The 13302-nt window shown below is 41.4% G+C and carries 10 protein-coding genes; 8 read left to right on the top strand and 2 right to left on the bottom strand.

Features of this window, described 5'->3' with window-relative positions:
• Positions 1-41: 41 nt before the first annotated feature.
• The 7 genes from KDN43_RS16120 (at position 42) to KDN43_RS16090 (ending at position 10182) form a co-directional block, all read left to right on the top strand.
• On the top strand, positions 42-1121 hold the full coding sequence (locus KDN43_RS16120; protein WP_238867607.1) for a discoidin domain-containing protein: 1080 nt from the start codon (positions 42-44) through the stop codon (positions 1119-1121).
• A 367-nt stretch (positions 1122-1488) separates the two neighbouring features.
• The gene (locus tag KDN43_RS16115) at positions 1489-2748 is read left to right on the top strand and encodes a sialidase family protein (protein WP_238867606.1); all 1260 of its coding nucleotides are present in this window, start codon (positions 1489-1491) and stop codon (positions 2746-2748) included.
• Positions 2749-3010: 262 nt separating this feature from the next.
• Complete coding sequence (locus KDN43_RS16110; RefSeq protein WP_238867605.1) at positions 3011-3367, top strand: M20/M25/M40 family metallo-hydrolase; 357 nt, start codon at positions 3011-3013, stop codon at positions 3365-3367.
• Positions 3357-4340 (top strand): RagB/SusD family nutrient uptake outer membrane protein, encoded by a 984-nt coding sequence (locus KDN43_RS16105; RefSeq protein ID WP_327065957.1) that lies wholly within the window; start codon positions 3357-3359, stop codon positions 4338-4340. The genes KDN43_RS16110 and KDN43_RS16105 overlap by 11 nt, the downstream gene beginning before the upstream one ends.
• A 48-nt stretch (positions 4341-4388) precedes the next feature.
• Positions 4389-5471 (top strand): discoidin domain-containing protein, encoded by a 1083-nt coding sequence (locus tag KDN43_RS16100; protein WP_238867603.1) that lies wholly within the window; start codon positions 4389-4391, stop codon positions 5469-5471.
• Positions 5472-5704: 233 nt separating this feature from the next.
• The gene (locus KDN43_RS16095; protein WP_238867602.1) at positions 5705-8470 is read left to right on the top strand and encodes a M60 family metallopeptidase; all 2766 of its coding nucleotides are present in this window, start codon (positions 5705-5707) and stop codon (positions 8468-8470) included.
• A gap of 287 nt (positions 8471-8757) precedes the next feature.
• Positions 8758-10182, top strand: coding sequence for a Gfo/Idh/MocA family protein (locus tag KDN43_RS16090; RefSeq protein ID WP_238867601.1), 1425 nt, complete (start codon positions 8758-8760; stop codon positions 10180-10182).
• Between the two features lie 245 nt (positions 10183-10427).
• Here KDN43_RS16090 and sucD read toward each other — a convergent pair whose 3' ends face one another.
• Positions 10428-11297 carry a succinate--CoA ligase subunit alpha gene (gene sucD / locus KDN43_RS16085; RefSeq protein ID WP_238867600.1) on the bottom strand — a complete coding sequence of 290 codons (870 nt, stop codon included), beginning with the start codon at positions 11295-11297 and terminating at the stop codon, positions 10428-10430.
• 11 nt (positions 11298-11308) lie between these two features.
• A complete protein-coding gene (gene sucC, locus KDN43_RS16080; RefSeq protein ID WP_238867599.1) occupies positions 11309-12454 on the bottom strand; it encodes an ADP-forming succinate--CoA ligase subunit beta in 1146 nt (381 codons plus the stop codon).
• A gap of 297 nt (positions 12455-12751) precedes the next feature.
• On the opposite strand from sucC, the gene KDN43_RS16075 reads away from it, so the two are divergent.
• Positions 12752-13294, top strand: a complete 543-nt coding sequence (locus KDN43_RS16075) for a nitroreductase family protein (protein ID WP_238867598.1) — start codon at positions 12752-12754, stop codon at positions 13292-13294.
• Positions 13295-13302 lie beyond the last annotated feature (8 nt).

The following is a 13302-nucleotide window of genomic DNA, read 5'->3' as shown; positions in this document are numbered from 1 at the left end:
AACTTTCAAAATGCATAATATGTAAAATAACACAAGAGATAATGAATAGATTAATTTATTTTAAAACAATTATTTTGGCGTTTCTTTTATTCCTCTTTTCTTGCGATAAAGAAACAGCTATCACTTTACCAACCATAGGAGAGGTTACCTATGAGGTCGGGTATGGAGAAATTTCCTTTAATTGGAATTTTCCTCAAGAACAAGATGTTGAATATGTACGCGTTGATTTCTCGGATGAGGGAGAAGACAAATTATATTCCTTTAGTCGTTATGCAGAAGACGCTTTGATTATGAATTTACAAAGCCGGGAATATACTTTTTCAATCAGAACAGCTGACAAAACAGGCCACATGTCTGCTCCCATATGCATTAATGCAACTCCTTTGGAGCCTGCTTACAAGGTAGTAGCTTCAAGTTTAAAAATCGAACCTGTTATAGGAGGAGTGGCTGTTAGTTGGGAGAATCCAACGGGAAAAGATATCCAAATAAACGTAGACTATCTAGACGGTGACGGAGTACGGCAATTATATACATCAATATCATCTGAATTAACCGGGAAACGATATGTGTTAGGTGTACATACCGAGGAACAGGTTTTCAGTTACTATACTTCTGGTCCGGGTAACTTCCTTCAGTTATCTGAAATAAAAACAGCTTCCATTAAACCTTATCAGGAAGTCCGGTTTCAAGATAAAAGTGAGTGGATTATCGTAGATTTTACTTCGCAAAGTAGTCAGAATGAGCCTCCCACGAGAATATTTGATGACAATTTGAGCACATTTTGGCAAACGGACTGGAGGGCGGCAGATCCATTTCCTCATCATGTTACTTTCGATATGTTGAGCAGTCGTATTGTAACTAAGCTGGGTTTTTATAACAGAGATCATAATAATGCACAAAATGCACCTACTGATTTTATTGTGGAAGGCAGTCTGGATGGTGTTGATTGGACAATATACGGAAGCTACAATGATTTCCCGACAACTCGAAACACTGAGATCATTTATAGTTTAGATGCTCTTTCTAGCATTCGTTATTTACGAGTAACATTTAGTAATCCAAGAAATAATGTTGTCTTTTTTTCGTTAGCAGAGCTGTATGTGTATGGGGCTTTTCTATAGTTGTAAAATTTGAATGTTTTTGTTCTAAATAGAAATAGCCCATAGTTGTTGAAAAATGGGAGATATACCCATTTTTCAACAACTAATTAACTGAACTTTCGCATGTGTTTTGATAACAGCCAAATCTTGCGATCAACAAACGTTTTGTAACCCGTTTTCGATTCACTAAAGTAAAGCTTTCCCCCGTCATGAATAACTCAAGCAAGATTGGCTCTATTCATTTGGCTTAACGGAAAAGCTTGCAGGCTATTTTATACGCTTAAACAGCTTATCAGGTTACATCTGCTTTATCGAACGGATATACCCACAAAACATTTTTGAATATAAAGATATTATAATAGTGTTTATCAACAGAATAAAATAATAAATGAACAAGAATTATAACCGGCGTAATTTCATAAAATCATTAGGAATGATAACAACAGGTTCCCTCCTTAATAGTCACTTGCATGGCGAAAAAATCAGCAATCATCATAAGAAGGGAATGATTAAAAATTTCAAAATCTCTCCAAATAAAATTGCTACTATCATTGAAACAAAGCTAGTATGCAAGGAGCCAGGGAAACTGTATATTATTGGACAGTCGATTGACGAAAATGGCCATGTGAAACCTACGGATCCTTTTTTGGAATCGAATCGTTATCTTGGATGGCCCACCATTGCAAAGACAGAGGAGGGGGAACTGATTATTGTTTATTCGGGTGATAGGGATTCCCATGTTTGTCCCTGGGGTAAAACACAATTGATACGTAGTAGAGACAACGGTAAAACTTGGAGTAAACCGGAGACCATTAACAATACGCCATTAGACGACAGAGATGCCGGTATTATTCAAACCCAAAAGGGGACACTGCTGATTAGTTGGTTTACTTCACTGACTTATGCAAGCCCTGCATGGAAATGGACCTATCAGAAATATGCCCGTGTGGCTGAAAAAATACCTGATGAAATAAAAAAGATCTGGTTGGGAAACTGGACGCGTAGGTCTACAGATGGTGGTAAGACATGGGAAAAGCCGGTTCGTACTTCATCTACTGCACCCCATGGCCCCATTCAACTACGCGACGGGCGCTTGCTTTATATTGGGAATGGTACATGGAATGGATTGCCAGCACTTGTCGCAGAACAATCGATGGATGATGGACAGAGTTGGCAGGTAATTGCAACGTTCAAAACTGAAAGCGGATCGATTACAGGTATCAGTGAACCACACTTGGTAGAAACAAGAAGCGGTAAAATTATTGCCATGTTTCGGAATGAACCGAATAATAACGAAAAGTTTCTATTGCAATCAGAGAGTCATGACGGGGGTAAAACATGGACTATGTTGCATCAAACCCCGATTTGGGGCTATCCTCCTCACCTGTTGGAGTTGAAAAACGGTTGGCTACTTGTTGTATATGGCTACAGAAAAGAACCTTACGGCGAGAGAGCATGTATCAGCCGGGATGAAGGAAAAACCTGGGATATTAAAAATGAAATAGTTCTCGCTGATGCTTTTAATGGTGACTTGGGGTATCCGGCAAGCGTTCAGTTAGATGATGAAAGTATTTTAACTGTATATTATCAGCAGGCTAACAGAGGGGAACCTACCTCTATCTTTACAACACACTGGAAGCTAGAATAAAAGAGCAAATGTGAAACGTTATATCCATTAAATTTTTGTTAGGTTGTGTAAATCAAACTGTGTCAGGTTATATTTTATAGCTAACCGCTTATCCACAATAAGCAGTTAAAGGAAATATCCCGGGTTTCAACATTTCAGGGTGAAATGAAAGAGTGGGACTACGCCGTGGCGGAAGGCATTGGCGGAACGGGAATTGTGGCATCGAGACCGTGGGCGACGGCGAAAAAGCCATCGGGTTGCTTGCCGACGGACTTTTCGAACGTTGGTACTCGACAAAGTGCGCAGCATCACCAAAGCGCAAGCCGAAGCCTTTAACTGCGGATACGAAATCCATGAAGGAGTGGCTGATGCCGTGCTTGTCAACACTCCCGAAAACACACAATGGGCTTACAAGGTTGCTCAGGAAACTTTTGGCGAAGAGAACGCCGTTTACGGAATGCACCCGTATATGGGTAGCGAAGATTTTGCATTTATGCTGCAAAAGAAGGCGGGTACTTACTGCATGATGGGTAATGGCGACACGTTTATGGTGCATCACCCCAAGTATGTGTTTAATCAGGATCTGCTCTCACGCGGTGCTACGTATTGGGTAGCATTGACAGAAGCATATTTGGATTGATGCACGTTCGGAGGGTTTTTATTCTATGCAGAATAAATCCAGACCATGGCACCAAGGAAATTCATGGAATGGTATTTCACCTACCTTAACCATGTTGGACCGGTTCTATTCAAAAAATGGACTTCCCATCGATCAGGATCCCGAATTTGATTATGAGGAGAGATTTTCACCTACGGTGTTTGATGAAGATGATATCAACGGTGAAGGACAAACTCAGAAGATGAATATTGACCGGGAACCGCGTTATTATGCATGGATAAGTTTTCATAACGGTTACTACGAGTGTCAGGGAAGATATACTCAGGGTTCCGGTAATGATGCGTACAAGGAGTCAAATCTACGCGGTATTAAAAAAATGAAGGTTTTAACGCAATTTATGCGGAACCAATCTTGTGGTATTCAACAGCGTAGTAATAACTATAGTCCAACAGGATTTCTTAATAAAAAAGGTGTTCATCCCGCCTCGAATTCAGGAGGAGGAGGGCATAGAGAATACCCTTGGCCGGTAGTCAGATTAGGTGGGCTATATCTTGATTATGCTGAAGCATGTGTCGAATCGGGAGATTTAGATGAAGCAAAACTATATCTCAACAAGATTCGTGAACGAGCAGGAATTCCAACCCTTGAAACAGCTTGGGGAAGGATAGGCGTTTCACTGACGCAAGCAAAGATGAGAGAAATTGTTCGCCGGGAACGTATGATTGAAATGTACATGGAGCATCAAAATTTCTGGGATATGCGAAGATGGCTTTTAGCCGAAGAATATTTCGATGCTACTCCTGTAGGAAATAATATCATGACAAATAATTTTAACGAATTCTGTACTCCAACGCCGTTGGATGGCCGTGTTGTTGCAGGGGGGAATGCTCCTAATATTCTACGAAACTTTGCATCTCCAAGAAATTATTTAATGCCGATCCCATATACAGATGTACAGCGGAATAAAAATTTAGTGCAAAATCCCGGATACTGATGATTGCTGGACCTTCAGAGTGTACAATATGTAAAACAAACACATGAGATGATGAATAGATTAATGTATTTTCAAACAATATTTTTGGCGTTTCTTTTATTCCTTTTGTCTTGCGATAAAGAAACAGTTGTTACCTTGCCAACCATCGGAGAGGTTACCTATGAGGTCGGGTATGGTGAAATTGCTTTTACGTGGAATTTTCCTCAGGAGCAAGATGTTGAATATGTACGTGTTGATTTTATAAGCGATGGAGAAGATAAGCGATATGCATTTAGTCGTTTTTCTGAGGAGGCATTGATTACGAATTTGCACGCTGTGGAATATAGTTTTTCGATCAGAACAGCAGATAAAAACGGCAACCTGTCCGACCCTATATGTATCGATGCTACCCCTTTGGAGCCTGCCTATAAGATCGCGGCTGAGACTTTAGCTATTGAACCTGTAGTAGGTGGTGTAGCTGTTCGTTGGGAGAATCCAACAGGCAAAGATATCCAAATAAATGTGGATTATTTAGACAGTGATGGAGTGCGACAATTATATACATCGATATCATCTGAATCAAGCGGAAAAAGATATGTATTAGGTGTACATCCCGAGGAACAGGTTTTCAGTTACTATACATCTAATCCGAGAAACTTCCTTCAGTTTTCTGAAATAAAGACTGCTTCCATACAACCATACCAGGAAGTTCGGTTTGAAGATAGAAGTGAGTGGATGATTGTAGATTTTAGTTCACAAAGCGGTACAGGTGAGTCTCCTGAAAAAATATTGGATGGCAATTTGGGGACTTTTTGGCAAACAAACTGGAGGGCGTCAGATCCGTTTCCTCATCATGTTACTTTTGATATGTTGAGCAGTCGTATCGTAACGAAGTTGGGCTTCTATAACAGAAATCATAATAATGCGAAAAATGCGCCCACCGATTTTATTGTGGAAGGCAGTTTGGATGGCTCTGACTGGAAAATATACGGAAGTTACGATGATTTCCCGACAACTCGAAACGTTGAGATCATTTATAGTTTAGATGCTCTTCCCAACATTCGTTACATACGACTTACATTTAGTAATCCGAGAAATAATGTTGTCTATTTTACGTTAGCAGAGCTTTATGTATATGGGGCTTTTCTATAATTGTAAAATTTGAATGTTTGTGTTCTAATATAGAAATAGCCCATAGTTGTTGAAAAATGGGAATACAAAATTGTCCCCATTTTTCAACAACTGATTTATGATTTATAGCGGACTTGTAACGGGTAAAAAATGCCATAAAGAAAATGAACCTGCCCAAGCCCCAAAAAAGATAGTACATGAATGGAAGATTCATGATAAAATGTGCTAATTTTCTTGTTTAATCGATATAGGCGATGAAACGAAAGTCAATTTTATTTCTGTTCACCCTGTTTCTGACGGGATTCTTGTTCTCTTGTACGGATAAACAGGAGCATATTCCTCCTTTTCTTACCATTGAAACCCAAACACTGAATTTCAATTCAGTATCAACTACTCGCGATATTCCTGTGAAGACGAGCATCGAAAACTGGACGGTCATGGTACAGCCGGATGCCAGGACATGGATGGAAGCAACCCGCATCGGCTCCATTCTGCGCGTGGTGGTTTCGGAGAATACTGAATTCGAATCCAGGCACGGTGAAATAAGGGTGGTTGCCGATGATCTTTCCGAAACGATCACTGTAGTTCAGCTGGGAACAGAACCGGCGATACTCGCCTCATCAGAGATATTTACCTTATCCCCTGACGGCGGAGATTTCTCTTTGGAAATTACCTCGAATATTGAATATGGTATCATCATTCCGGACGATGCCGGATGGATCAAACCAAAATCCGGAACCCGCTCAGTCGAGATGGTCAAGAGAGAATATCAGTTTCAGGTGGACTGGAATACGGAAGAAACTGAACGTAGAGCTGAGGTCGTTATTAAACAAAAAGAGGGAAAGCTTGAAAAGAGAATAATCGTAATACAAAAAGCACAAGCGGGTTATAGCGGCAACACGGATGGCGACATCAAAGACGACCTAAAAGTACCTGTAAGCCGCGGTACGGCAAGTTCATTCCAACCGGGGGGAGAAATTGAAAAGTCTTTTGATGGTGATATGAACACCCTTTACCATTCATCATGGAACAATGCAGGGAGCAATTATTTCCCGATCACGCTGGAATACTTTTTCGAGAATCAGGAAAGTATAGATTATATTGTCTATTACCCCCGGACGTCAGGCCCAAATGGTCTTTTCAAAGAGGTTGAGATTTGGGTAGCAACAGAAGATAAGCCCTCTTACATAAAAGCGATGGATTATGATTTTCAGGGTGTATCGTCTCCTACTAGAGTATCGTTCGAAAAAACCCTGGTAAAACCCAAATCAATTAAATTTGTAGTTAATTCGGGTGCCGGTGATGGACAAGGTTTTGCCTCATGTGCCGAGATGGAGTTTTATCGCACCAACCCTGACAATACCAATCCTCTCACGCTATTTACCGATCTTACTTGTACGCAACTCAAGGCCGGCATTACAATGGATGAGATAGAAAAGGTATCTAACAACCTCTACCGCAATATCGCTCTTTATATGCTGAAAGGAACCTATCCACGGGAGTTCCGCATACAAGACTACCGTGCCTGGCCACATCCTGACGATTGGGCAAGAGTGAATAAAACATCCACCTTGAGCTTACTGGATAACCCCACCGGAATTTCTGTTTCGGAAAACGAGGAAATGGTGGTTTTTGTAGGTGATACCGGAGGATATCCTTTGAGCTTGAAAATTCAAAACCTGAATAGTCCCGGTAAAGATGGCTATAATAATGCATCTTTTTATCCGCTTTCTCCGGGGGTGAATAAATTGAAAGTCCGCAACAAAGGCCTGGTTTATCTGTTCTATCATACGCCCGATTGGCAAACCGCACCCCAGGTAAAAATCCATTTCGCCACCGGGAAAGTGAACGGTTATTTCGATTCGCAAAAGCATCAGGCGTCAGACTGGCCGCGACTGCTCAGCGCGGCAGTTGATGATTATTTCGATCTATTGGGCGAGCATGCCCATCTGACATTCCCGACAAACGATTTGAAAACCTATGCAGCCAACAACGGTGATAAACTGATCAATGCTTACGACGATTTGGTCCGCATGGAAAAAGAGTTCATGGGACTGATGAAGTATAATAGGCCGACTGTTAACAGAGCCTATTTCCATGCTATGTATACATCGTATATGTATTCCACTTCATACCGGACAGCATACAACGTGAGTGGAACTGATGTGCAAAAAGCCGTTCTTGATGTTAGTCAGCTCAAATCGTCTCCATGGGGACCCGCACATGAAATGGGGCATACGTTTCAAACCCGTCCCGGCTTTAAATGGCACGGAATGACGGAAGTGACCAATAACGTGCACTCTCTCTACGTGCAGACTCAATGGGGGAATGCTTCACGGTTGGAGTCAGAGAATATGGGGCGTTATAATAACCGTTATGAGAAAGCTTACCATAATTCTTTTGTGAAAAAGGTAGCTCATCCCGGCGAGGGAGACGTATTCTGCAAACTGGTCCCGCTTTGGCAGTTACAGCTCTATTTTGCCAATGCAAGGGGGAATGCCGATGTGTATAAAGATTTGTACGAAAAAATCCGTACATCGCCCGATAAGTCCACGCCGGGCGAGCAACAACTGGAATTTACCAAAATCATGTGCGACATTACCGGCAGGGATCTCACGCGCTTCTTCCGCCTCTGGGGCTTTTACACTCCCTTCGATGACGAAGTCGACGACTACGGCAAAAAGCGCATTACCGTTACCCAAACGCAGATAGACCGCACCATTGCCGACATAAAAGCCAAAGGTTACCCGGAAGTTGACGAGAAAATTGAATATATCTGTGACGCCAATTGGAAGGTATTCAAAAACCGTTTACCCGTACAGCCGGGAACTGCTACGAAAAGCGGGACCAAAATAACGATGAAAGGATGGCAAAATGTGGTTGCTTACGAAGTTTATAAGGATGAAAAATTAATGTTTGTTTCAAACATGTCTTCTTTTACTCTGGACTCTTTCGTAACCGATGATACCAAAGTATTTGCAATAGCATATAATGGGGATAAGACAGAAGTGACGTTTTAATTGAGTAACCATAGAAATTTATGCAGAATGATTTATTATATAAAATAAATTAATGCTATATTTGAAGTTTAATTGAAAAAGTGCAGATTACACATTCATCTATTTTGCATAATTCCATAATTAGTGCAACTTTTAATTAATCAGTTACTAAAACTCAGGTCGCATTTTTAATCTCAGGATTGAATTATTGTAGTATTGAACACTATTACAGGTGACCAATAAAATAATAATTACTTTTTAAAATATATATAATCAGATAAAACAGTATATTCAAAATTTTATTCAACATGACAAAGACAAATTTATTTTTTTTATCATTACTGCTTGTCGTTTTTGCAGCGTGTACCACAAACGTTAATAAAGCAGGCAGTGAAAATCCTTCCCGTTATGTTATTCAAACGGAAGTGCCTGAACGTCCTGCAGGACAAAAAGATGTACTTGGCTTGGTTGCACCCAGGCTCGATACGGTAAGGGTGGGTTTTATCGGGCTTGGAATGCGAGGCCCGGGAGCTGTGCAGCGATTTACACACATTCCAGGCACTCAGATAGTAGCATTATGCGATCTGCACGCCGACAGGGTGGAAAAAGCACAAACCATACTCGATAGAGCAGGCCTGCCCCTCGCTGCAGGATATAGCGGAAGCGAAGATGCCTGGAAAGAACTTTGTCAGCGCGATGATATTGATCTGGTTTATATTGCTACCGACTGGAAACATCATGCCGAAATGATGGTTTACGCAATGGAGCAGGGTAAGCATGTGGCATGTGAAGTACCGGCATCAATGACCCTAGATGAGATATGGTCGGTGGTGAACACAGCAGAAAGGACTCAGAAGCATGCAATGCAGCTCGAAAATTGCGTATATGATTTCTTTGAGCTCACGACTCTGAATATGGTGCAACAAGGCCTTTTCGGTGAGGTACTCCATGCCGAAGGTTCGTATATCCATGATCTGTCCGATTTCTGGGGATACTATGAAGGGGATTGGCGCTTGCAATACAATAAGGAGTTCAGGGGTGACGTTTATGCTACTCATGGCATGGGGCCGGCTGCTCAGGTGATGAACCTGCATCGTGGGGATAAGATGAACATATTAGTTTCTATGGATACCAAACCGGTAAATATTCCTGAATATCTCATTGAAAAGAGGGGAATGGATCCGGATAGTGCTTACAACTTTGCCAATGGTCAGAATACAATGACAATGATACGAACTGAAAATGGCAAAACCATTCATATTCAGCACGATGTGGCGTCGCCACGTCCATATTCACGTATGTATCAGGTTAGTGGAACAAAAGGTTTTGCTAATAAATATCCCAATGAGGGTTATGCTGTTCAAGGTAAATCCCTGGATGCTGATATTGCACCCAATCTAGAGAACCTGAGTGCCCATAACTATGTATCGCAAGAGGTAAAAGAAGCTTTGATGAAAAAATATAAACACCGCATTCATCGCGAGCTGGAAGAGAAGGCAAAAGAGGTAGGTGGTCACGGAGGTATGGATTTTATTATGGATTACCGTTTGATCTATTGTTTACGGAACGGTTTGCCTTTGGATATGGATGTATACGACTTAGCTGAATGGTGCTCATTGGCTGAACTAAGCCGCATCTCAATTGAGAATAACAATGCTCCGGTAGCTGTACCCGATTTCACACGTGGTAACTGGAACAAGGTTCAGGGATTCAAACATGCTTTTGCAGATTAAGGACATGAGTCCCCTCCGATAACTCTTTTCTACTGAAAATTTTCCAAAATCATCATTGATTTTCAGCGAGTTGAAAACTATTAAAACTGGATTTGGGGATTTTCGGAGCAGACTCAGACATTAGAATTATATATAAAAAAAGCGGGTTTTTTGATCCGCTTTTTTTTATACCCGTTTTTTATGAAATCTCTTGAAGTGCCTTAAAATATTATATATTCAGTGTTAATCAGCTTTTTAATGAGTTGTCAGTATCTCCTGTTTTTTAATAGTTCCGGAATTTGAGCCGGCTCTTTAGCAACCGGAACACCGGCTGCCTCAAAGGCTGCTATCTTTTCGGCTGCAGTGCCTGTTCCGCTGGAGATGATGGCCCCTGCATGGCCCATCTGCTTGTCGGGAGGAGCCTCTTGTCCTGCAATAAAGGCAGTTAAGGGCTTTGTAACATGTTTCCTGATATATTCGGCAGCACGTTCTTCAGCATCGCCACCAATTTCACCTATTAAAACTATGGAATCGGTCTCAGGATCGTTCTCGAACATCTCAAGCAACTCATTATAATAGAGCCCCACTACAGGGTCACCACCAACACCTATGGCTGTAGACTGTCCCAAGCCGCCGGCAGTAAGGTTATATACAACTTCATATGTTAAAGTACCGCTGCGACTAATTACTCCGGTACCTCCCTGCTTGAAAATCATAGAAGGCATAATGCCTACGAGGCTTTTCCCGGGAGAGATTAATCCCGGACAATTGGGACCTATAAGACTGGAGCCTCTTTGTTTGATATAGTGATACGCTTCAATCACATCGAGGGTAGGAATACCCTCTGTTATGCAGACAATCAGATTAATACCCGCATCTGCAGCTTCCATCATGGCGTCCTTAGCAAAAGCAGCCGGAACAAATATAACGGATGTGTTGGCCCCGGTCTCTATCACAGCATCTTTTACCGTGTTGAATACTGGTATGCCATCTACAAGTTCACCCGCTTTTCCGGGTGATGTACCACCAACAACATTTGTACCGTAAACTTTCATTTTTGAGGCGTGAAAACCGCCATCGCGACCGGTAATTCCCTGTACGATAAGTCGTGTATCGTTGTTTATAAGAATACTCATAGTATGTTTTTTCAGTCTTGATTGTAATTTGTTAATTCTACTGCTTTCCGGGTTGCCTCACCCATGTTTTCAGCAACATGAAAAAGAGAACCCTGCAAAAGAGCACGCCCCTCTTTTTCATTGGTACCTGTGAGGCGGATAACGATAGGTACATTGTTTTTCATTTGCTTAAAAGCTTCCAGCAAACCATTTGCAACATCATCGCAACGGGTGATGCCCCCGAAAATATTGATTAGCACTACTTTTACATTTTTGTCACTCAGCAACAGTTTCATAGCTTCAATTACCTTTGTGGGATTGGAGCTTCCCCCTATATCGAGGAAATTTGCAGGATTACCGCCATAGAGCTTGATCATGTCCATTGTAGCCATGGCTAGGCCGGCACCGTTTACCATGCACCCTATCTCTCCTCCCAGATTAACATAGCTGAATCCTTTGCTCTTTGCATTCTGCTCCTTTTTCTCCTCCTCGGTGGGCTCGTTAAGGGCTGCAATCCTGGGATGACGGTAGAGTGCATTATCATCGAAGGTTATTTTTGCATCAATTGCCATGATCTTACCCTCATCGGTAACCACCAGCGGGTTGATCTCGGCAAGAGAGGCATCTGTTTCCAAAAATAATTTATACAGTTTCTGGAAAATTAAGGCTGCCTGTCGTACAAGATTAATATCGTCGAAGAGCTTGAATGCTGACTCACGAGCAAGAAAATCAGGAATACCAGCAGAGGGATCAATCACAAATTTGTAAATTTTTTCGGGTGTAGACCTGGCCACCTCCTCAATATCCATTCCTCCCTCTTTGCTAAGCATCAGAATTGTAGATTTAGAATTTCTGTCAATCACATAACTAACATAATACTCTTTGGAAATATTCACAGCCTCACCTATGAGAATACGGTCAACCTTGAATCCTTTAATGTCCATGCCAAGAATGGAAGCAGCGTGCCTGCGTAACTCTATCTCATCAGTGGCAAGCTTCACTCCACCGGCTTTGCCCCTGCCACCAGTATGTACCTGAGCTTTTACTATCACTTTCTGTGAATCCATATGGTTGTAAGCTTTCACAGCATCTTCCACTGAGCGGCACACTATACTCCTATCAACGGGGATGCCATATGTTGCAAATATCTCTTTTGCCTGATATTCATGAATTTTCATGGGCTTCTTTTGATAATTTTATGATGTTAGGAAATTTCTGTAAATCTATAATATATTTTTCAAAATAAAAAACTTTGACATGTTAAATGCAAAAGTGTAGAATCAACCAGCAAGTGCGATATTACTTAAATTATTTAATAAATTACAGTTATCGTATCCTGGCCTGCAAACTTTATGTAGGTGGCTTGAGTTTTCTCACTGCTATTTTGAGTTGTAAGGGTGATAAACAGCTTATTTTTTCGTATTATTGTATCCGAATTGATAAAACATTTTTACTCAAACTTCAAATAGGAAAAGATGAACGATTTTCAGTGTTTACTTATCAGGCGCAGAAGCATCAGGAAATTTAAAAAAGAGAACCTGTCGCCTGATGAAACCCAAAAAATTCTTGAAGCTGCCCTGCTGTCCCCTACATCAAAAAACAGACATTCTTGGGAGTTTATTATTGTTGAAGACAGGGAAATGCTTTCTAAGCTTTCTGCTTGTAAGCCGAATAGTGGCGCTTTTATTGCCGATGCTGCCCTGGCAGTTATAGTTGCTGGTAATCCGCTTGAAAGTGATGCATGGATTGAGGATGCTTCCATAGCTGCAATAAACATGCAGCTTCAGGCCGAAGAGCTGGGTATAGGCAGTTGCTGGGTGCAGGTGAGGAACCGTTACTACTCTGATAAGGTGTCGTCGGGCGATTATATAAACGAATTACTTCAGATACCCATGCCCATTGAGGTCCTTTGTGTGATTGCCTTTGGTAAAAAAGAGAAAGAGAAGGCACCTGCTGATCCTGATAATCTGCACTGGGAAAAGGTACATATAGAATTTTTCAAAACAATAACCGGATAAAGGCTGCT

The organism is Proteiniphilum propionicum (genome assembly GCF_022267555.1).
Classification (GTDB): Bacteria; Bacteroidota; Bacteroidia; order Bacteroidales; family Dysgonomonadaceae; genus Proteiniphilum; species Proteiniphilum propionicum.
This window is presented reverse-complemented; position numbering and strand designations above follow the sequence as displayed.

Bases quoted from the DNA above. Each gene is read 5' to 3' on its own strand.
- KDN43_RS16115 (WP_238867606.1), top strand. From the start codon at position 1,489: ATGAACAAGAATTATAACCGGCGTAATTTCATAAAATCATTAGGAATG.
- KDN43_RS16095 (WP_238867602.1), top strand. From the start codon at position 5,705: ATGAAACGAAAGTCAATTTTATTTCTGTTCACCCTGTTTCTGACGGGA.
- sucC (WP_238867599.1), bottom strand. From the start codon at position 12,454: ATGAAAATTCATGAATATCAGGCAAAAGAGATATTTGCAACATATGGC.
- KDN43_RS16090 (WP_238867601.1), top strand. From the start codon at position 8,758: ATGACAAAGACAAATTTATTTTTTTTATCATTACTGCTTGTCGTTTTT.
- KDN43_RS16120 (WP_238867607.1), top strand. From the start codon at position 42: ATGAATAGATTAATTTATTTTAAAACAATTATTTTGGCGTTTCTTTTA.
- sucD (WP_238867600.1), bottom strand. From the start codon at position 11,297: ATGAGTATTCTTATAAACAACGATACACGACTTATCGTACAGGGAATT.
- KDN43_RS16100 (WP_238867603.1), top strand. From the start codon at position 4,389: ATGATGAATAGATTAATGTATTTTCAAACAATATTTTTGGCGTTTCTT.
- KDN43_RS16075 (WP_238867598.1), top strand. From the start codon at position 12,752: ATGAACGATTTTCAGTGTTTACTTATCAGGCGCAGAAGCATCAGGAAA.